We start from the raw sequence: 20306 nt of genomic DNA on the forward strand, positions 1-20306 counted from the left end.
TTCATTAATAATCTGAAAGAAATGCTACTACATTCGGTCAAGGGCGTGGATGAAATAGAGAACGTTTCATTTAAATGAATGGACGCATAAAGATGAAAGAAACCCTTTCGAAAGGCTTTTCACTGGTACTTTTTGGATAGATTTTTAAGCAAAGGAAACAGAAGAGTAGTCGTAGCTTTTTTGTTTTTCTAACAATAACTTTACGCTAACATTCTTTCAAAGAAACACGAAAACAAAGTTAGCCGGATTCTTCATTCCATCGAAATCACTGGTTTTTTTTCTTCAATTTATAGGAGTTGGGTGTTATTCGCTCAAATACTGGCCATAAAAGCAAATAAAAGACGAAGTTTCCACTGGCATGGAAGAAATCGAACAGTAGTCCTTGAAGGTAATAGGCAAGAAACGAAGGAAACTGATACAGCCAAACCTCCATCAACGAAACGATCAAGCCATAAAGAAGTCCGCAAAGAAAGGCAAAGAAAGCTTGCAGGATACGATTTTTCTTGATGATCGGGATTTTTCCAAGCTGTTGAAAAAGAACGATGGTGCCGGTAAGTGCAGCCAATTGACTGATCGTCCAGGGACCCATGCCTAAATAGATATTTGTTCCGAGCAAACTTAGCAAGGCAATCATCAACGCATCGGTTAAGCAGCAAGAAAAAGCCACTAAAAATAAAAGGGCACTCATAGGCTGAACGTTAGGGATAAAGACAAAAACTAACCGTCCAACGATACACGCTGCGGTGAGCAGTGCTAAATGAGAAATTCTTTGAACGGAGAATACCTTGGATTGGGGAGGAAGCATGAAAATCGCCGACTTTCTAATTGATAATCATTCTCATTATACATGGAAAATAATATAATTCAAGATTGGAATACACATTATATAGTACGATAATAAAAACAGAGCACAATATGTTGTGTTTTTAGAAGGAGAGGGAAAGAAATGGACTACAAAAAACAAACGATTGAGAAATTGAACGAGGATATCAAGTTGTTCCAAGAAGTTTCGGCGATCACACCGGAAATGACCAAAACATTTGAGGGAATCGCTCGTTTGATTATGTTGGATCGTTACTCATTCAAGGATCAAACCCATCAAACGTTGGGTAAGGATGATTTGGTGATTTTGACAACGAAAGCTGATCCTAAATATCCTGCACGAGGAATCGGTATTGTGAAAGCAATCGATGGGGAACTAGTCTCTATCGAAGTGGAAGAGGCCTATCGTTCAGCGTTAGAAGATACTGATGAACAAACCAGTGGACTTGTGAAAAGAAGAAAAAGTGACATTGAAAAACCGTTAGAACTCTTTTTTGAGCAAGTGGCGCATCGTGTTGCCAAAGGGATTTCTGCCAACGAGTCCCATGACCAGGAGCGCTTCCTTGAGACGTTTTACCAACAAATCGTGGCGCAAAACCTAATTCCCGCAGGCAGAGTACTTTATGGAGCAGGAACAAATTCTCAAGTTACCTACTTCAATTGCTTTGTGATGCCTTTCATCCATGATTCCCGAAAAGGGATTGCTGTTCATCGACAAGAAGTTATGGAGATCATGAGTCGAGGTGGCGGGGTTGGAACCAATGGGTCGACCTTGCGACCAAAATCAAGTGTGGTCCACGACGTCAGTGGTCGATCTTCTGGAGCAGTTTCTTGGTTGAACGATTTGGCGAACTTGACGAACCTTGTCGAACAAGGTGGTAGTCGTCGCGGAGCGCAGATGATTATGATGGCAGATTGGCATCCAGATATTTTTGCGTTTATTCTTTCTAAAATTCAAAATCCTGCTGTATTGCTTCACCTGAAAAAAACAGTCACGAATACAGCAATCAAACAACTGATCAATGAAAAACTGCAATTTGACCCTTTGACAAAAATGGAAGAAAGAATGTTCACTTATCTAGCGCAACTGCCTGAATCGTCAGATAAGGAACATAATGACATGATCCAAAAGGCCAAAGAAAAATTGCGAATAGGTGGCAGCTATGCGGTAAAAGAAAGTGATTTCTTAACTGGCGCGAATATTTCAGTCTGCTTGACAGAAGAATTCATGGAAGCAGTGAAGACAGATGGATGGTATGAGCTGCGCTTTCCAGATATTGACAATTATTCGGAAGCAGAGATGGCGCAATATGATGCAAAATGGGCGGAAGTTGGTGATGTGCGAGAATGGGGAGCTGCTGGTCATAAAGTCAAAACCTATCAAAGGATCAAAGCTCGTGAGTTATGGGAGTTGATTACTTTTTGTGCAACGTATTCTGCTGAACCTGGTATTTTCTTTATCGATAATGCCAACAAGATGACGAATGCTACAGCATACGGACAAAAAGTCGTGGCAACCAATCCGTGCGGTGAACAGCCCCTAACCCCTTATGCCGCCTGTAACTTGGCAGCCATCAATCTCGCAAACATGGCGGATCGTCAAAAAGGAACCGTCGATTTTGCCAAACTAAAAGAAACCGTGAAGACAGCGGTTCGTTTCCAAGACAATGTTATTGACGCAACGCCTTACTTTTTTGACAAAAATGAGCAGCAGGCGAAAGGGGAAAGACGTGTTGGGTTAGGGATTATGGGCTTGGCAGATTTGCTGATCTACTGTGGGAAAAAATACGGATCAGCAGCAGGAAATCAATTCGTTGATCAAATTTTCGAGGCAATGGCAGTCACGGCCTATGAGGCATCCATTGAATTGGCGAAAGAAAAAGGCAGCTTTCCCTTCCTGATTGGAAAAAATAACCAAGAGACGCAAGCGTTGCGGAAGAAATTTATCGATACAGGATACATGAAAAAAATGCCAGCGCACATCCGCGAAGGCGTGCTGCGATTCGGCATTCGCAACTCTCATCTTTTGACCGTTGCGCCCACAGGATCGACAGGCACCATGACGGGAGTTTCAACTGGTTTAGAACCTTACTACTCCTTTTCTTATTTTCGAAGCGGTCGACTAGGTAAGTTTATTGAAATCAATGCAGAGATCGTTGACGAATACCTGATGGATCATCCTGAAAGCACCAAAGCGGAGTTGCCGGCATGGTTCATTTCCGCTATGGAGTTGACGCCCGAAGAGCATGTCGGTGTGCAATGCACCATTCAACGTTGGGTGGATAGCTCCATTTCAAAAACGGTCAATGCACCAAAAGGATATACAGTAAGCCAAGTAGCCAAGGTTTATCGAGATCTTTATGAAGGAGGAGCCAAAGGAGGGACCGTCTATGTAGACGGCAGCCGAGATTCACAAGTACTTACCTTAGAAGCGGTAGAAAATGAGCTGACCGCACAAGTTGAACCGCTGCCTGTCGTTCAAGTAGATGAACCCGTCGTCTCTGGTGAAATCTGCCCCATCTGCCATGAAGGAACCATTGAGGAAATCGGCGGCTGTAGTACCTGCACAAACTGTAAAATCCAATTAAAATGCGGGCTCTAAGAAAAAACGGGATTGATAAAATAACTCTTATCCGCATATTGGATAGAAAAACGATTAGTATTTTGACTATTGGAGAGGAAGAAATAGATGAAAAAAGTATTTGTCGTATTCATGCTAGTGAGCACACTACTCGTCGCTACAGGATGCCAACAGGCAAGTGTAACGCCAGAAAGCACGCAGCAAAGTTCCTTGAAGCAAGAACAAGGAACAGCTACGATCGTCATCCAAAATCAAGAAGCTGTGACCTCAAAAGAAGTAATGTTCCGAGAAAATGAGTCGCTGCTGGAAGTAATGAAAGAAAACTTTGCGATCAAAGAAAAAGATGGCTTTATCACCTCGATCAACGGCATCAGCCAAGATCAAAAAGCCAATCTATTTTGGGTCTATACCGTCAATGACGAAATGACCGATAAAGGGGCACAAGCGTTGATTTTAAAAAACAATGATATCATTACATTTGATTTGAAAGCATTCTGATTTGTTTGATTCTAAGGATCTTTATTGGTGCAAAAGAACTTGCACATAAAGATCTTTATCTATACAGATAGACTCTTGCGTTGATTTTGGAGGTAGTTTTGCATTCACGTTCTATTCAAGAGTCTATTCTTGTTTTTCTATCATAGTTTGGAGTGGTGGCTTATTTTATTTTAAAATTGGAATAATAGAAATAAAGATACCATTACATACATAAGTTTTAGCCATGATGTTTCTTTCGTATTTTGGCTTGCGTTCCTATTTTTTGTAGAAAATAATTTTTTTATAGTAGAGTGGAAATGGACAAAAATTTGATTTATCCGTTAGCTTAAGTGGCTAACGCTTCTATTCTCTAATATATGGTTTTACTTACTATTTTTCTTGCGATTGTTTCCCAATCTGCTTGTTGTTCATAAAAACAATGTTATCATTGTATCATCAGATGTGGGTGGCGAACAGTGGTCTAAAACACGAGCGTTGATTACAAATAAGGTTTTTTCGTTCTCTTTGTTTATTGATCAGAAAAGGTAGGAGGAGAATAATGGTTGAGGTACTTTTGATGTGTGGCGTTAGTGGTGCAGGCAAAACCACTTACTCAAAACAAAAAGAGCAAGAAGGTTATGTAAGATTAGCAATAGATGAATTAATTTGGGAAGACTATGGCGTTTATGGTGTTGATTACCCTTCGGAAAAATATGCAAAAGTTTCGTCATTATCTTCAGTTAAATTGAAAGAGCTTACAGTAAGGGCTGTTCAAGAAGGAAAAAACGTAGTTGTCGATTCTAGTTTTTGGGCTAAAAGTCACCGAGACGCTTATAGAGAACTACTGGCAGCATATGATGTGACGATTAAAGTAATCTATCTAAAAGCTGATTATGACACTTTACGAAAACGATTAGCGATCAGAAATAAAGTCCAGACTGCAAATTCCGCTTTTCCTATTACAGAAGAAATCCTTCAACGGTTTTTTTCAGGATTCGAAGAACCGATAAATGAAGATGAAGTAGTGATTGAGCAAAAGAATAAATGAAGTAGCATCAAAATGTTTTTACTCCTTTTCAATACATTTAGTCTTATTACTGTGCAGGACACAAAGGACAGTCATACTAGAAGCAAAACAGTGATTGGCAATTTCTTTTCTTGTTGCATTCTTCGATTAATAAACGGATCAAAAAGCAAGCCGCTGAAGACAAAATGACTATGGCAGCTGTTAAAGACCAAGAATCAATACAAGAAACCGCCCATTTGGTAAATAGGACGGCAAACAGTAACCAATTTGAGCAATCGAAACCACAAATTACGGCACAAAAAACGATTACTAAAAGACTTGAAGACTTGTAAGAAAAATTAAGTATATTCTTCCTCTTTATTTACGTACGTTATAATATGCTTAAGATTTTTAAATAGAAGGAGGAGAAAACATGGAAGTAATTACACCAACGAATGCAAGAAAAAACCTTTATGGAATCATTAAGCATGTTGTGGCTGACAGTCAACCTGTAGAAATTGCGAGTACAAAAGAGGAAGAAAGCGTCAGCATGATTAGTAAGAGCGATTGGAACTCCTTACAAGAACCGCTCAACTTACAAAATGTGGGTGTACTTGATCGGATCAAACACTTTGAGAATGAAGAAAGTGAAGACTTAGGTGAAATTGATTGGGATAGAATGTAAAGATCAAAAAGAATGCTCGCAAAGATTTGTCTAAATTGAAGAGTATCAATCTAACTAGTAAGTTTGATGAACTGATCAAAGTCATTAAGGAAAATCCTTTTCAAACACCGCCGCCTTACGAAAAATTACCAGGATTACCTTACTGTTCAAGACGTCTCAATATCAAACACAGGTTGGTTACAGCGTGGAAGAAGAGAGTAAAACGATCACGATTCTCTCTGTTTGGTCACACTATGAACGTGGGATATAATATGCTAAACTATTTCGACTCTTTGTCAACAAGGACTGATGAGTCGTACAAAATCAAATCTGGGTCAGAATGAATAGCATTCTGGCTCAGATTTTTTGTTAGCTTACTTTGATTAATTGATTGATCAAAATGATTCTAATTCTCATGTTCTCAAATGATTTAAATCTGTAGAATACTCGTTTCGTGATCGGTAAATGAGTCATCGTTTGAGTAAGGGAGAGAATCGTATTGAGATGCCTTCTTCATCGCTCAAAAGTTTTTGAAGTTTTACACAGACCTCTTCGAATAAGAAATCTTCTTATCAAAAAAACCCTTTATTCGTAAGGTGATAATTATAAACAAAAAAATGGAACAGCATAAATGTTTTCGAAATGCTTTCGCACCAACATTTACCTGTTCCGTGGGTTTGGCACCCAATGGGCCGTGAGGGGCTCGAACCCGCGACCCGCTGATTAAGAGTCAGCTGCTCTACCAACTGAGCTAACGGCCCGTACCAAAAGTACTTCATTATCTTAGCACTCCGGTGTTTAAAAATCAATCATTCTTTTGAAAAAAATGTGCACTTTTTTCAGTTGAAAATCAGGGGTTATCTTAAAAAAACACCATTCGTTCCCCAATTTCAAATGATAGGAAATTCTTAAAAGATTGATCAGATTGCTTTAAAAACTCAGAAAACCGTGATAAAATGTATCTAGTTATCATAACTAGATGATTAGTTTACGATAATCTAACCTTCTGTTCGTCAAAATGGAGGATGACATGAAAAAATTACAAGCAGACATGAAAAATTGGGGCAATTCATTGCTGAAATTCCATCTGCCGAGATGGGAAGAGTTGCCAACCCTGGAACTGTATATGGATCAGGTAATCACTTTGATTGACCAATATTTATCACCTGTGATCCAAACAGAAAAACATCCGCTATTGACCTCTTCTATGGTCAATAATTATGTCAAAAAAGGGATGATCCCCGCACCAGAGAAAAAACGCTACAACCAAAAGCATCTCGCATTTTTGATTGCGATCACGATGCTGAAGCAAGTGTTGACGATTCCTGAAATAAAGACGGGGATCCTTTTTCAAGGGAAAGTCGTCGGCATCAGAAATGCCTACAATGTATTTTGTGAAGAACAAGAAAAAGCGATCCACCTTGTCGGTAAAGAAGCGATGGGAGAACCCGAACAAATGACGTCGGAACCGATCCCAATTGAATTAGTGGCCATGAAAGGTGCAACGCGTTCCTTTGCTAATAAATTATTGGCAGAAAAAACAATCGAATTAGAAGTCATTTATTTAGAAACACATAAAGGAGAAGCCCATGAATAAAGAGAAAATTGCCCTATTAGTTGATTCAGGTACCGATGTTCCCGCACAGATCATGGAGCAATACGGCATGTATATGCTGCCATTGCAAATAATCTACAAGGATCGAACCTATACCGATAAAGTTGATATTACTGCCGAAGAAATTTATGAGCGCTTGCCACAAGAGATCCCTAGTACCTCGTTACCTGATGGCGCGGCGATCGGGGAAATCTTTGATCGGATCAAAGCCGATGGGTATGAAAAAGTCCTTGCCGTAACCATCTCCAGCGGATTGAGCGGAACGTTTAATGTCGTTCGACTGTTAGGTGAACAACGGACGGATCTTGAGGTTTTTGTACTTGATACGAAAAATATTGGGATCGGTGCAGGGCTGCAAGCGATTCGTGCGGCAGAACTGTTAGAAAAAGGCGTGACTTGGGAAGAATTGCGGGAACAATTAACGAATGAAGTACCGAAAAACAAAGTCTTTTTCAACGTAGCTACCTTAGAGTATTTACAAAAAGGCGGCCGGATCGGTCTTGTCGCATCCATCTTAGGTAATGCTTTGAAATTGAATCCAATTATCTCTTGTAATGAAGAAGGGATCTACTATACGGTCGCAAAATCTCGTGGACGGAAGAAAAGCTTGGACAAAACCGTTGACTTGATCAAGCAATTCATCGGTGATCATCGCCATGTGCGTTTAGCCGTGGCCCAAGGTGATGCACTACAAGAAGCCAAAGAGATGAAAGCAAGATTAGAAGCCGAATTTCCTAAGGTCAAAGAAATCTTGTTTGGGCAAATCTCTCCCGCGTTAGTTGTCCATACGGGTCCTGGGTTGTTAGGGATCGGTATTCAACTCTTAGAAGAGTAAAAAAGAAAGGCCCCGCGCCTTTCTTTTTTTTGTGCTTTCCTTAAGAATGAGGCGGCGGTTTTTGGGAAAGATGAAAAGCCTGTTTAAATAATGTATAATAAGTAAGAAACCAAAAAAATTGAGGTGACATTTTTGAAAAAGATCCTAGTCGTGGACGATGAGAAACCAATTTCTGATATCGTCAAATTTAATTTAACCAAAGAAGGATATGAAGTATATACCGCCTATGATGGAGAAGAGGCATTAGAAAAAGTAGCCGAGGTCGATCCTGATCTGATTTTGCTTGATTTGATGCTACCAAAAATGGATGGGTTGGAAGTTGCACGGGAAGTGCGCAAAACCCATGACATGCCAATCATCATGGTCACAGCCAAAGATTCTGAAATCGATAAAGTACTAGGCCTTGAGCTTGGTGCGGATGATTATGTAACCAAACCATTTTCAAACCGGGAATTGGTGGCCCGCGTCAAAGCCAATCTGCGTCGCGGCTCGGCAGCTGCGAAGGAAGCAGACGACAATGCCAACAGTGAATTAACGATTGGTGATTTAACGATTCATCCCGATGCCTACATGGTCACTAAAAATGGTGCAGCCATCGAACTGACGCACCGGGAGTTTGAATTGATGCACTACTTGGCAAAACATCTTGGTCAAGTGATGACCCGAGAACATTTATTACAAACTGTCTGGGGCTATGACTACTTTGGTGATGTCCGAACCGTTGACGTGACGGTGCGCCGTTTGCGTGAAAAAATCGAAGACAGCCCGAGCCATCCAAATTATTTGGTTACTCGTCGCGGAGTGGGCTATTACTTGCGGAACCCCGAACAGGAATAAGCTATGAAAAATAAAGTTCGCTTTTTTCAATCGGTGAACTTCAAAATCGCCCTGACTTTTATCTTGATCTTATTGATTGCGATCCAGATTATCGGGGCGTATTTTATTCGCGAATTGGAAAGAACAACGGTCGATGCCTTCAAACGCGACATGGAGGCACGGGCCAGCACGTTAGTGGTGACATTAGGCTCTGAATTGAGTCGCATGGATAATGATGACGGATTGGATTGGGATTCCATGAATGCTTCCTTGAATCGAATCTTAACGAGTACCAACTCTTCAGAAATTTTGGAGATGCGGGTGGTGGATGAGCAAGGGATTATTCGTGCAACCACCAATATCAATGATCGTGGCTCGGTGGGTGAAAAAAATGATTACCGTGATTACGATACGAACCGCAGTGAAGTCCTTTATGATGAATCCAGCGGTCAGCGGGTGTTCAATATCGTCCAGTCGATCCAATCACCGACTGGGGATACCGTTTTAGGAACCCTTTATTTACGGAGCAATCTAGAGTCAAAGTACAATGAAGTCAGTACGACGGCTGTCATTTTTGTTACCGCCTCGCTGATTGCGGCAGTGATTTCGATTATTGTGGCACTATTGGTCTCTCGTTCGATTACCCAACCAATTGGAGAGATGCGGGAACAAGCGATTCGCATCGCTAAAGGAGATTATAGCCGCAAGGTCGCGATTCATGGGAAAGATGAATTGGGACAATTGGCGGAAACCTTCAATCAACTAGGGGAACGAATCGAAGAGACTCAAGAGGCGATGGAGTCCGAGCGAAATCGCTTGGATAGTGTCTTATCCCACATGACAGATGGCGTAGTTGCCACCGACCGACGAGGCAAAGTCATAACCATCAATGAGATGGCGATGTCCTTGTTGAATGTCACTAACGAAGAAGCGATCGGGCAGTCGATTTTGACGTTATTGGAAATCGATGAAGAATACACGTTGCGAAAACTTTTGGAGAATCCTGAAGACATGCTTTTGGAACGTCCTAGCAATGATTTGACGGGAACAAATTTGATCTTGCGCATTGATTTCTCCATGATCCGTCGGGAGTCCGGGTTCATTTCCGGTCTAGTTGCGGTAATGCATGATGTCACGGAACAAGAAAAAAATGAGCAGGAACGGCGAGAATTTGTCTCCAACGTTTCCCATGAGTTGCGAACACCTCTAACGAGTATGCGTAGTTACATCGAAGCGCTGAGTGAGGGTGCTTGGAAAGATCCAGAAATTGCACCGAACTTTCTAAAAGTGACCTTGGATGAAACGGATCGGATGATTCGCATGATCAATGACCTATTGAGTTTGTCACGGATGGATAGCGGCAATTCGCAACTGCAATTGGAATATATCAATTTCAATGAGATGGTTAATTTCGTGTTGGATCGTTTTGACATGATGGTGACGAATGAAAGCAAAAAATATTTGATTCGTCGGGAGTTCACCAAACGAGAATTGTGGGTGGAAGTCGATACGGACAAAATGATCCAAGTGATCGACAACATCATGAATAATGCCATCAAATATTCGCCAGATGGTGGGATTATTACGGTGAAATTGATGGAGACTCATAACAACATCGTCCTTAGCATCAATGACCAAGGACTAGGAATTCCGAAAAAAGATCTCACGAAGATCTTTGATCGTTTTTACCGAGTCGATAAAGCTCGAGCCCGGCAACAAGGAGGTACCGGCTTAGGGTTGGCGATCTCACGTGAAGTCATCAAAGCTCATGGCGGTGCGATTTGGGCGGAAAGTCGAGAAAATCGCGGGTCAACATTTTACATTATGTTGCCGTATGAACCGTATGAGGAGGATTGGTGGGTATGAGAATCTCAGAAAAAATCATTCGAGCAGGTTTAATCGTGATGATCGCATTGAGTTTTTATTTCTCCTATATGATTTGGCTAAATCCGACCGGGTTCAACAATGCCAGCACCGAAACAGATACTGGCGTCAATCCTTCGGTTCAAACGTACAAACAAAAAAGCGATTTGTTTTTGCCCCTATATCTAACATGGAATGATGAAGAGGATATCAAAGAAACCAACTCTGAAGCGGTGATTCGAGAGATCCAAGAGGTGATCAACGAGGCAACGATCAGTGATTTGACCCTGCGAACCTATGGTGAAGAACAGGCTTTTTCGAAAGCCCAAGAGGTCGATCAAGGAATATCCTTAAACTACTATACGACATTTTACTTGAAAGATTACGAGAAAACCTTTGATAAAGAACTGTCCTTAGAGGACGAAAGTGAAACAGAGGATTTTCCGTTTTCTCGCATCCAGTTTGATCTCGAAGAAAATACGATCCAATTTGTTGACTTTACCCATCAACGAGTAGTTCGAGGCAAGATCGACTGGGATAAAAGCCAAGTAAAACACTTGCTAGCAGACAATCCTCGGGAATGGACGGCAATGAGGACTGATCAAGAACGATCTAGCAATCAATACTATACGCAGGATTCGATCAAGCTAAAAAAATACAGCTACTATTCTTCGACACAGTCTCAGAGTTTGTTCCGAGAAGCCTTTTTCAGCAATCCTAAAAATGTCAAGATCAACGACGAAAGTGTCGATACCTACTATTATGAAGGTGGGCAAAACATGACGGTCTTGCAAGATCAGCAGCAAGTCAAGTTTGAAACCACCACAGACGGTTCCGATGAAATGGATCTGGCAATGTTGAGTGCGGATTACATTATTCGTCTAGGCAATAACTTTGGGACGATCCGCTATTTTGATCAACAAGACAAACACTTGGATTATCGGGTTTTCGTCGAAGGCTATCCAGTCTTTAGTACTGGCGGCCAAGGGGTGATCAGTGTCGCTTTTTCAGAAAGTGGTCAGACCGGCAGTCGTGAAATGACGATTTCTGCCAGCTTGAACGCAATTCAAGTGCCGATTCCTTCTGAAACGGAGATTGAATTGCCTTCTAGTTTGTCAGTCAAAAATGATTTGATTGCGGCAGGGGCTGACCCAGAGCTGTTGCAACAGATCATCGTCGGCTATCAATGGGGGGAGATCAAAGATGCACCACTGGTTGATTTGACACCTGCTTGGTATGTCAATTATGACTCGTCTTGGATTAGCTATGATGCATTAATGACAAAATTAGCAGAAACGGAGGAGAATTAATTGGATTTTAAACGAATCGAATGGATTTTTTTCCTCGCTTTTCTTGGTCTGAATGTCTTTTTATTCAATGTTTATAGTGAGGCTCGCAGCGAGCATCAGATGGTTTCACAATCAAACCAAACGATTCCTATCGAACAACGACTCGATTCTGAGGACATTCGGTATTCTGGTGAATTATCAGACGAGGTCTTGAGTGGCTATTATTTGAGCGGTGAACAGACGGATTTTGAGGCAGAACTACGAAATCCGCAACTCAATACTCAGTTCAAAAGAGGGTCGACGGTCAAAGGGCAGCAGTTGATCCATGTCTCAACCAATGGCTTTTATATCAGTGATGATTCTCAAACGGAAGAAACCGTCAATGGTTTCTTGCAACGTAAAGACCAAGTCCTGTTTGGGGATGAATATGACTATTTGGAAAACCTCTCTGTCTTGAACGCCAATCATCCGACGGTGGTGGCGGTCCAGTCGTATGAAGGCATTCCTTTCAATGACAGCTCAAGTCGGATCGATATCACCTTAGAACAAACGGATGATCTACTGCAGATTGCCCGTTATACGCAAACACATATCTCCAATATTACGCCTCTAAGGGAAAAGATGACGGTCTATTCAGAAAAAGAAGCAGTAAATACGCTTTATCTGAACAACAAGCTGCCAAGTCACTCGAAAATTCTCTGGACGGAATTAGCCTATACGATGATTTTGAAGGTTAGGGAAAAAAATGTGTATATTCCTGCATGGTTTATTGCTTTCCAATTAGATGGCGATGACACCATCCAAATCGAAACGGTCAATGCCTTTAGCAATCGGATCATCACGAATAATGCCGTTCAAAAGGTAGAAAATCCATAAAAAAGCGGGTATAATGGAACTCGTTGAAACAACCAGAGAGGAAGTCACGTAAACCATGATGAAGGAAAATGCCTTTCAAGTAAGTATTCTAGCCAGCGGAAGCTCAGGGAATTCGCTCTATATCGAAAGCAATAAAAAGCGGATCTTAGTGGATGCCGGTTTGAGCGGCAAGAAGATCACTTCATTATTGGATGAAGTAGGGCGCAAACCAGAAGACTTGGACGCCATTCTTGTGACCCACGAACATCGGGACCACATCCACGGTGTTGGAGTACTGGCACGAAAATACAAACTTGATGTCTATGCGAATACAAAAACATGGCAAGCGATGGATCCAATGATCGGTAACGTCGCTGTCGAACAAAAACATATCTTTGAAATGGGAAAAGTGCTGACCTTGGGTGACTTGGACATTGAAAGCTTTGGCGTCTCTCACGATGCTGCAGCGCCGCAATTTTATCGTTTCCATAAAGACGGCAAATCATTCGTGATGTTGACGGATACCGGTTATTGCAGCGATCATGTGCGAGGCATTATCAAAGGCGCCGATGCGTACCTTGTGGAAAGCAACCATGACCTAGAAATGCTGCGAATGGGTCCTTATCCATGGAGTCTCAAGCAGCGGATTCTTGGAGATCGCGGTCACTTATCGAATGAAGATGGCGCACTTGTCATGACGGATATCTTGACCGACAACACCAAACGGGTCTATCTTGGTCATTTAAGTAAAGAAAACAACCTGAAAGAGTTGGCGCACTTAACGATGGTCAACACCATGAAAGAACATGATCTAGGTGTTGGAGAAACGTTTGAAGTCTTTGATACCGATCCTGACAAAGCGACGGAATTATTTGCGATCTAATCGATCATCAGAGCGATGAATTTGTTGGGTGGAGGCAGTGGGATGTTTGATGAAGAAAAAATCAAGACTTTGAACGAGCTTGAAATGGCAGTTTATAAATACATTGTCCAGCATTTTGAAGAGATCGATCAGCTGACGATTCGCGAATTGTCAGCTGCATGCCACGTCTCAACGTCGACGATTTTACGATGTATCACGAAATTGGGCTATCGTGGATATTCAGAGTTAAAGTATGCAATCTGTCAAAAAAAGGAACAAGACGCACGAGCGTTTGATCTTTTCTATGATGCAACGATTCAAGTCAATACATTCTTAAAAAAAGTCAATAATGAAGATTACCGTAAGTTTATCCAGCCGGCAGTAGAATTGATTCTTTCCGCACGCCATGTGGCGTTTTCCGGTATCGGCACAAGCGGCATTCTGGGCACCTATGGCAGTCGCTATTTTGCCAACTTAGGCATCAATGCTTATAGCATCGTTGATCCCTTTTTGCCAGTACCGCCCCGCGGAATGGAAAATACGTTAGCGATCATTTTATCGGTGTCGGGTGAAACCATTCAAATGATCAAGCAAACGGAGGACTTCAAACGCTATGGAGCAAAAGTACTCAGCATCACCAATGATGAAAAATCGACGATCGCCCAAATGGCAGACTACAATATATCGTATTATATGCCCGTCGTAAGTGGCGGAAAAGAAGTCGATTTGAACCTGACAACGCAAGTCCCGGTGATTACATTGATCGAACTTCTAGCCCATCAAGTCTACAAGCAAATCTAAGCGATCGTAAAAAAACAGCTTCGGCTGTTTTTTTTGTTGGAACATGTTTCATAACTTAGAAAAGCTATAGGCAAGGGGAATATTATCCATTAAGATTTATTTGTAAGCGAATTCACTGGCCGGTGGATGGAATTTTATTTTAGGAGTGATGTGAGATGAACGAATGGATCAATGAGAAATTATTACCCCCAATATTAAAATTTGTTAATACGAAAGCAATCACTGCATTAAGAAACGGTATGCTTTATACGATGCCCTTTTCAATCGTAGGATCGATTTTCTTACTGTTAGCAAACTTTCCCGTCCAGTCGATTGCGGATTGGGTAACGAATAGCGGCTTAGGTGAATACTTCAACCAAGCCTATGGCGCCTCTTTTGCAATTATGGCCTTTTTCGCCGTAATGGGTATCGCCTATTCGTATGTAAAAGCAGAAGGTTACGAAGGACTCCCAGCAGGAATGATTGGTTTAGTTATTTTCTTATTAACTATGGAGTCAAGTGTAACGGATGCTGAAGCAAATGTGACCATCGCAAATGTCATTGATAAAACATGGACTGGTGGACAAGGCATGATCAGTGCCATCTTAGTAGGGCTTTTTGTGGGTTGGGGCTATACTTGGTTCTTAAAACGCGACATCCGGATCAAACTGCCAGAACAAGTACCGACCAATGTTGCAAACTCATTTACAGCGTTGATTCCGGCAGCTGTTTTGACGACCATCGCATTAGGCATTTATGTTTTCTTTGATAAAGTCTTTCAGACAACCGTGGTCGAATGGATCTACACCGTGATTCAAAGTCCAATGCAAGGTGTGACGGATTCTCTTGGCGGTGCAATGATGCTAGGCTTCTTAGTACCATTCTTGTGGTTCTTCGGGGTTCATGGTTCGACGATCGTGGGCGGCATCATGGGGCCGATTTTACAAGCCAATTCATTAGCAAATACGGCTATTCTTGAATCTGGTAAAGCATTGACATTGGAAAATGGCGGACACATCGTGACCCAACAGTTTTTAGATCAATTTATGACGGTAACTGGTGCAGGAATGACAATTGGCATCGTGCTATACATGGTGGCTTTTGCCCGTTCAGCGCAGTTCAAACAATTAGGACGTCTCTCCCTGATCCCAGCATTCTTTAATATCAATGAACCAATTATTTTTGCGACACCGATCGTCATGAACCCAATCATGGTCTTACCATTTATTTTGACACCGATGGTTTCAGGCGTGATCACGTATTTTGCACTTTATACTGGTATCGTACCGTTATTTACTGCTGTGCAAGTTCCGTGGACGACCCCGCCGATCATTTCAGGATTTCTAGTAGGGGGCATCCGGACCGCTATTTTACAATTTGTTGTTTTAGCAATCGGCTTCTTTATTTACTATCCTTTCATTCGTAAGGTCGATAGTTTGAACTATAAACAAGAAACAGAGATCGTTTAATACCAAGGAAGCAGGTTGAACAGAAATGAATAAACTTAGAAACGATTTTTTATGGGGTGGCGCAGTCGCTGCTCACCAATTGGAAGGCGGCTATCGTGCGGGTGGAAAAGGCGTGAGTGTCGCTGATGTCATGACTGTAGGAGGCAACGGAATTTCTCGCCGAATCACGGAAGGTATCCAACCGGGCGAAAGCTATCCCAATCATGAAGCGATCGATTTTTATCATCGGTATCCTGAAGACATCAAGCTTTTTGCCGAATTAGGGTTGAAGTGCTTCCGAACATCGATTGCCTGGACCCGTATTTTTCCAAAAGGTGATGAACGCGAGCCGAATGAGGAAGGCTTGGCCTTTTATGATCAATTATTCGATGAGTGTTTAAGCTATGGCATTGAGCCGGTTATTACCCTTTCTCACTTTGAAATGCCCTATCATTTAGTTACCGAATACGGAGGTTGGCGTAACCGTAAGTTGATCGATTTGTTTGTCCGCTTTGCAGAAGTTTGTTTTACGCGCTATCAAAAGAAAGTGAAGTATTGGATGACTTTCAATGAAATCAACAATCAAGCAAACTACAAAGAAGATTTTGCGCCGTTTACCAATTCCGGTCTGTTCTTTACCGAAGGAGAAGACCGAGAAAAAATCATGTACCAAGCAGCCCATTACGAACTCGTTGCTAGTGCGAAAGTGGTGGCGCTAGGGCATGCAATCAATCCTGCGTTTCAAATCGGATCGATGATCGCGATGTGTCCAATCTATCCGTATTCTTGCGATCCCAAAGACATGATGGCAGCCACGGTGGCCATGCAGCGCCGCTATTGGTTTTCAGATGTGCATGCCCGTGGACACTATCCGAGATATATGCGTAGCTATTTTGAGAGAAAACAATTTGATTTAGATATCACCCCTGAAGATGAAGCAATTTTGGCAAACGGCTGTGTTGACTACATCGGCTTTAGTTACTATATGTCTTTTGCGATCAAAGGTAAGGAAAATGATCCAACCTATGACTATGATGAGAGCCAAGATCTGGTGGATAATCCCTATGTTGATGCTTCCGAATGGGGCTGGCAGATTGATCCCGTGGGCTTACGCTACGCCATGAATTGGTTCAACGAACGCTACGAATTGCCGCTCTTCATTGTAGAAAATGGCTTTGGTGCCGTAGATACAGTGGAAGAGGATGGACAGATCCATGATGACTACCGTATTGATTACCTGAAAGCCCATATCGAAATGATGAAAGAAGCAGTAGCTTATGATGGCGTCGACTTATTGGGTTATACACCGTGGGGCATCATTGACTTGGTTTCTGCTGGTACAGGGGAAATGAAGAAACGCTATGGTGTGATCTATGTGGACAAAGACAATGAAGGAAATGGGACCCTTGATCGTCGGAAGAAAGATTCATTTGCATGGTATCAGCAAGTGATTGCGTCCAATGGCATGAAGGTATAAAGAAAAAAACGTTACGCAAAATTTCTGCGTAGCGTTTTTTTCTTTAGGGCATTTGGATATAGCCGTAATGAAGCAACAACTGAATAATAATAACTAAAGTGTTCATTCCCACATGGGTAATCATGGAAGTCCAAATGCTGCCGGTCAAGGCATAAAGCCCAGAAAAGAACAGTCCTAAGAAAATATAGACTAAGAGATGATTGTCATTATGGGCAAAGGCAAAGGCTACAGCGCTGACCACTACACCGACCCAAACATTGCTGTATTTCCCAATGATGCCAACTAAGGCTCTGCGGAAGACAAATTCTTCCATAATTGGTCCACCAACCATTGCCGCGAGGGCGAACAGTGGGTTTTGCAGCACAATAGCAATGATATTTTCGGTATTTTGCGAAGCACTGACTTCACCGAAAAGTGATTCGATAAAAATGGCTAGATTTTGTAACAAGATCGCTGCAATAATACCTGTCAGTCCATAAATAAGAATCGATGAAATTTTTGATCTTTTGTGTTCAAACGATAACGGTTCCGTTTGTTTGAAATACAAGAAAAACATGATCGCAGCACCAACTAAATAACCAATCGTTGTTGCGGCCACTTGATGTCCGCTAGGGATGAAGGCGATCGGTAGAAAAAAGACGATGCCGTAAGTAAGAATCGTGGACAAAGAATATTTTGATAAAGACATAGTTGTTTCCTCACACTCCTTTGCTTCATTATAGACTAGGTTGCTTCTAGAAACAAAAAATCCTACTATTTTTATCAATCAAATAGAAATGCAAAAAAAATTTAGCAAAAGGCTTGCAAAAATTTGGGAAAATGAGTAATATTGAAACTGTAAGTTAGCACTCGATACAAGAGAGTGCTAATACTAAATTCTATAACATTCATTGGAGGGATTTATCGTGTTAAGACCATTAGGTGATCGTGTGATTATCGAAGTCGCAAAAGAAGAAGAAAAAACTGTAGGCGGAATCGTGCTTGCATCAGCAGCAAAAGAAAAACCACAAACGGGTACCGTTATTGCAGTCGGCGAAGGACGCACGCTCGAAAACGGTGAAAAAGCTCCTGTTGCTGTCAACGTTGGCGAACAAGTAATGTTTGAAAAATACGCTGGCACAGAAGTGAAATATGAAGGAACAGAATATTTGATCGTTGCTGCAAAAGATATCATTGCAGTAGTAGAATAAGAAAAATAAAAAATACTTGAGGTGATGAAATCATGGCAAAAGAAATCAAATTTGCAGAAGACGCACGCGCAGCAATGCTTCGTGGGGTAGATAAATTAGCAGATACAGTAAAAGTAACCTTAGGTCCTAAAGGTCGTAACGTGGTTTTAGAAAAATCTTACGGTTCACCATTGATTACAAATGACGGTGTAACGATCGCTAAAGAAATCGAATTAGAAGATCATTTTGAAAACATGGGCGCAAAACTTGTTTCTGAAGTCGCTTCAAAAACAAACGATATCGCTGGTGACGGAACAACGACTGCTACGTTATTGACACAAGCAATCGTTCGTGAAGGATTGAAAAATGTCACCGCTGGTGCGAACCCATTAGGTATTCGTCGTGGGATCGAAATGGCAACAAAAGTGGCTGTAGAAGAGCTACACAACATTTCATCAATCGTTGATTCAAAAGAAGCAATCGCACAAGTTGGTGCTGTTTCTTCTGGTAGTGAAAAAGTTGGTCAATACATCGCTGATGCAATGGAAAAAGTCGGGAATGACGGTGTTATCACTATTGAAGAATCAAAAGGGATCGAAACAGAATTAGATGTTGTGGAAGGAATGCAATTTGATCGTGGGTACTTATCACAATACATGGTAACTGACAACGACAAAATGGAAGCAGCGTTAGAAAATCCATACATCTTGATCACTGACAAAAAAATCTCTAACATCCAAGATATCTTGCCATTGTTAGAACAAATCTTACAACAATCAAAACCATTATTGATCATCGCTGATGACGTTGATGGCGAAGCATTACCAACACTTGTCTTGAACAAAATCCGTGGAACATTCAACGTTGTCGCAGTGAAAGCACCAGGATTTGGTGACCGTCGTAAAGCAATGCTAGAAGACATTGCGATCTTAACTGGTGGTACAGTGATCACTGAAGACTTAGGTCTTGAGTTGAAAGATGCAACCATCGATAACTTAGGTCAAGCAAGCAAAGTGGTTGTGGATAAAGACAACACAACGATCGTTGAAGGTGCTGGTGAAAAAGAAGCAATTGACGCACGCGTTCAATTGATCAAAAACCAAATCGCTGATACAACTTCTGACTTTGACCGTGAAAAACTACAAGAACGCTTAGCAAAACTTGCTGGTGGAGTTGCAGTGATCAAAGTTGGGGCACCAACTGAAACTGAATTGAAAGAGTTGAAATTACGTATTGAAGATGCATTGAACGCAACACGTGCCGCTGTTGAAGAAGGCATGGTCTCTGGTGGTGGAACTGCCTTAGTCAATGTCATCAACAAAGTTGCAGAAATCGAAACAGATGGCGATGCAGCAACAGGTGTCAAAATCGTTTTACGTGCATTAGAAGAACCCGTTCGTCAAATTGCTGAAAATGCAGGCTACGAAGGTTCAGTCATCATCGACAAATTGAAAAACGCTGACTTAGGTGTTGGTTTCAATGCAGCAACTGGCGAATGGGTAAACATGCTAGAAGCTGGGATCGTTGACCCAACAAAAGTTACGCGTTCTGCATTACAAAACGCAGCTTCTGTTGCCGCATTATTGTTAACAACTGAAGCAGTCGTTGCCGACAAACCAGAACCAGCAGCGCCAGCAGCTCCTGCAATGGACCCATCAATGGGTATGGGCGGCATGATGTAAGCAAGCCTTGAGAACTCCTCTTTTGAGGGGTTCTTTTTTTGTACGCTCAAAAAATACTTTAACAC

The 20306-nt window shown here is 41.7% G+C and carries 18 protein-coding genes, 1 tRNA gene and 1 pseudogene; 16 read left to right on the plus strand and 4 right to left on the minus strand.

Features of this window, described 5'->3' with window-relative positions; translation table 11 throughout:
- Window positions 1-265: 265 nt before the first annotated feature.
- Window positions 266-805, minus strand: coding sequence for a hypothetical protein (locus IGI92_RS04065; protein ID WP_430608147.1), 540 nt, complete (start codon window positions 803-805; stop codon window positions 266-268).
- Window positions 806-946: 141 nt separating this feature from the next.
- On the opposite strand from IGI92_RS04065, the gene IGI92_RS04070 reads away from it, so the two are divergent.
- From IGI92_RS04070 to IGI92_RS04085, 4 genes are all read left to right on the plus strand, one after another.
- On the plus strand, window positions 947-3424 hold the full coding sequence (locus IGI92_RS04070) for a vitamin B12-dependent ribonucleotide reductase (protein ID WP_430608150.1): 2478 nt from the start codon (window positions 947-949) through the stop codon (window positions 3422-3424).
- An 87-nt stretch (window positions 3425-3511) separates the two neighbouring features.
- Entirely contained in the window at window positions 3512-3901 is a 390-nt protein-coding gene (locus tag IGI92_RS04075; protein WP_430608151.1) for a DUF4430 domain-containing protein, read from the plus strand.
- A 538-nt stretch (window positions 3902-4439) separates the two neighbouring features.
- A complete protein-coding gene (locus IGI92_RS04080; protein WP_005237399.1) occupies window positions 4440-4928 on the plus strand; it encodes an AAA family ATPase in 489 nt (162 codons plus the stop codon).
- Between the two features lie 391 nt (window positions 4929-5319).
- Window positions 5320-5571, plus strand: coding sequence for a type II toxin-antitoxin system Phd/YefM family antitoxin (locus tag IGI92_RS04085; protein WP_016621797.1), 252 nt, complete (start codon window positions 5320-5322; stop codon window positions 5569-5571).
- A gap of 348 nt (window positions 5572-5919) precedes the next feature.
- Here the strand turns inward: IGI92_RS04085 and IGI92_RS04090 are convergent.
- Window positions 5920-6089, minus strand: a pseudogene (locus tag IGI92_RS04090) (ISL3 family transposase); the annotation flags it as partial.
- A gap of 149 nt (window positions 6090-6238) precedes the next feature.
- Window positions 6239-6311 (minus strand) — tRNA-Lys (locus tag IGI92_RS04095).
- A gap of 269 nt (window positions 6312-6580) precedes the next feature.
- Between IGI92_RS04095 and IGI92_RS04100 the strand changes: the two genes are divergently transcribed.
- The 10 genes from IGI92_RS04100 (at window position 6581) to IGI92_RS04145 (ending at window position 17390) form a co-directional block, all read left to right on the plus strand.
- Complete coding sequence (locus IGI92_RS04100) at window positions 6581-7147, plus strand: DUF1836 domain-containing protein (protein WP_275626302.1); 567 nt, start codon at window positions 6581-6583, stop codon at window positions 7145-7147.
- Window positions 7140-8000 carry a DegV family protein gene (locus IGI92_RS04105; RefSeq protein WP_430608154.1) on the plus strand — a complete coding sequence of 287 codons (861 nt, stop codon included), beginning with the start codon at window positions 7140-7142 and terminating at the stop codon, window positions 7998-8000. The genes IGI92_RS04100 and IGI92_RS04105 overlap by 8 nt, the downstream gene beginning before the upstream one ends.
- Before the next feature lie 132 nt (window positions 8001-8132).
- Window positions 8133-8837, plus strand: coding sequence for a response regulator YycF (yycF, locus tag IGI92_RS04110; RefSeq protein ID WP_010747607.1), 705 nt, complete (start codon window positions 8133-8135; stop codon window positions 8835-8837).
- 3 nt (window positions 8838-8840) lie between these two features.
- On the plus strand, window positions 8841-10682 hold the full coding sequence (gene walK / locus IGI92_RS04115) for a cell wall metabolism sensor histidine kinase WalK (RefSeq protein WP_008377228.1): 1842 nt from the start codon (window positions 8841-8843) through the stop codon (window positions 10680-10682).
- A complete protein-coding gene (locus IGI92_RS04120) occupies window positions 10679-11989 on the plus strand; it encodes a YycH family regulatory protein (RefSeq protein WP_086372670.1) in 1311 nt (436 codons plus the stop codon). Before walK ends, IGI92_RS04120 begins: the two co-directional genes overlap by 4 nt.
- A complete protein-coding gene (locus IGI92_RS04125) occupies window positions 11990-12844 on the plus strand; it encodes a two-component system regulatory protein YycI (RefSeq protein WP_005237391.1) in 855 nt (284 codons plus the stop codon).
- A gap of 55 nt (window positions 12845-12899) precedes the next feature.
- Window positions 12900-13706 (plus strand): MBL fold metallo-hydrolase, encoded by an 807-nt coding sequence (locus tag IGI92_RS04130; RefSeq protein WP_005237390.1) that lies wholly within the window; start codon window positions 12900-12902, stop codon window positions 13704-13706.
- Between the two features lie 42 nt (window positions 13707-13748).
- Window positions 13749-14486, plus strand: a complete 738-nt coding sequence (locus tag IGI92_RS04135) for a MurR/RpiR family transcriptional regulator (protein WP_034872439.1) — start codon at window positions 13749-13751, stop codon at window positions 14484-14486.
- A 155-nt stretch (window positions 14487-14641) separates the two neighbouring features.
- Entirely contained in the window at window positions 14642-15934 is a 1293-nt protein-coding gene (locus IGI92_RS04140) for a PTS sugar transporter subunit IIC (RefSeq protein WP_005237388.1), read from the plus strand.
- A 25-nt stretch (window positions 15935-15959) separates the two neighbouring features.
- The gene (locus tag IGI92_RS04145; RefSeq protein ID WP_430608157.1) at window positions 15960-17390 is read left to right on the plus strand and encodes a 6-phospho-beta-glucosidase; all 1431 of its coding nucleotides are present in this window, start codon (window positions 15960-15962) and stop codon (window positions 17388-17390) included.
- Window positions 17391-17433: 43 nt separating this feature from the next.
- On the opposite strand, the gene IGI92_RS04150 is transcribed toward IGI92_RS04145, so the two are convergent.
- A complete protein-coding gene (locus IGI92_RS04150) occupies window positions 17434-18078 on the minus strand; it encodes a CPBP family intramembrane glutamic endopeptidase (RefSeq protein ID WP_008377239.1) in 645 nt (214 codons plus the stop codon).
- A gap of 217 nt (window positions 18079-18295) precedes the next feature.
- Between IGI92_RS04150 and groES the strand changes: the two genes are divergently transcribed.
- Together groES and groL are read left to right on the plus strand one after the other, a co-directional pair.
- Window positions 18296-18580 (plus strand): co-chaperone GroES, encoded by a 285-nt coding sequence (gene groES / locus IGI92_RS04155; RefSeq protein ID WP_005225291.1) that lies wholly within the window; start codon window positions 18296-18298, stop codon window positions 18578-18580.
- Window positions 18581-18612: 32 nt separating this feature from the next.
- Entirely contained in the window at window positions 18613-20241 is a 1629-nt protein-coding gene (gene groL, locus IGI92_RS04160) for a chaperonin GroEL (protein ID WP_005237384.1), read from the plus strand.
- The last annotated feature ends 65 nt before the right edge of the window (window positions 20242-20306 follow it).

Source organism: Enterococcus sp. DIV2379 (assembly GCF_050542965.1).
Classification (GTDB): Bacteria; Bacillota; Bacilli; order Lactobacillales; family Enterococcaceae; genus Enterococcus_D; species Enterococcus_D entomosocium.

Excerpts from the sequence above, each read along its gene's own strand:
- IGI92_RS04085 (WP_016621797.1), top strand. The coding sequence starts at position 5,320 with ATGGAAGTAATTACACCAACGAATGCAAGAAAAAACCTTTATGGAATC.
- IGI92_RS04130 (WP_005237390.1), top strand. The coding sequence starts at position 12,900 with ATGATGAAGGAAAATGCCTTTCAAGTAAGTATTCTAGCCAGCGGAAGC.
- IGI92_RS04100 (WP_275626302.1), top strand. The coding sequence starts at position 6,581 with ATGAAAAAATTACAAGCAGACATGAAAAATTGGGGCAATTCATTGCTG.
- groL (WP_005237384.1), top strand. The coding sequence starts at position 18,613 with ATGGCAAAAGAAATCAAATTTGCAGAAGACGCACGCGCAGCAATGCTT.
- IGI92_RS04065 (WP_430608147.1), bottom strand. The coding sequence starts at position 805 with ATGCTTCCTCCCCAATCCAAGGTATTCTCCGTTCAAAGAATTTCTCAT.
- IGI92_RS04150 (WP_008377239.1), bottom strand. The coding sequence starts at position 18,078 with ATGTCTTTATCAAAATATTCTTTGTCCACGATTCTTACTTACGGCATC.
- IGI92_RS04140 (WP_005237388.1), top strand. The coding sequence starts at position 14,642 with ATGAACGAATGGATCAATGAGAAATTATTACCCCCAATATTAAAATTT.
- IGI92_RS04105 (WP_430608154.1), top strand. The coding sequence starts at position 7,140 with ATGAATAAAGAGAAAATTGCCCTATTAGTTGATTCAGGTACCGATGTT.
- IGI92_RS04145 (WP_430608157.1), top strand. The coding sequence starts at position 15,960 with ATGAATAAACTTAGAAACGATTTTTTATGGGGTGGCGCAGTCGCTGCT.
- IGI92_RS04120 (WP_086372670.1), top strand. The coding sequence starts at position 10,679 with ATGAGAATCTCAGAAAAAATCATTCGAGCAGGTTTAATCGTGATGATC.
- IGI92_RS04080 (WP_005237399.1), top strand. The coding sequence starts at position 4,440 with ATGGTTGAGGTACTTTTGATGTGTGGCGTTAGTGGTGCAGGCAAAACC.
- walK (WP_008377228.1), top strand. The coding sequence starts at position 8,841 with ATGAAAAATAAAGTTCGCTTTTTTCAATCGGTGAACTTCAAAATCGCC.
- IGI92_RS04070 (WP_430608150.1), top strand. The coding sequence starts at position 947 with ATGGACTACAAAAAACAAACGATTGAGAAATTGAACGAGGATATCAAG.
- IGI92_RS04135 (WP_034872439.1), top strand. The coding sequence starts at position 13,749 with ATGTTTGATGAAGAAAAAATCAAGACTTTGAACGAGCTTGAAATGGCA.
- IGI92_RS04075 (WP_430608151.1), top strand. The coding sequence starts at position 3,512 with ATGAAAAAAGTATTTGTCGTATTCATGCTAGTGAGCACACTACTCGTC.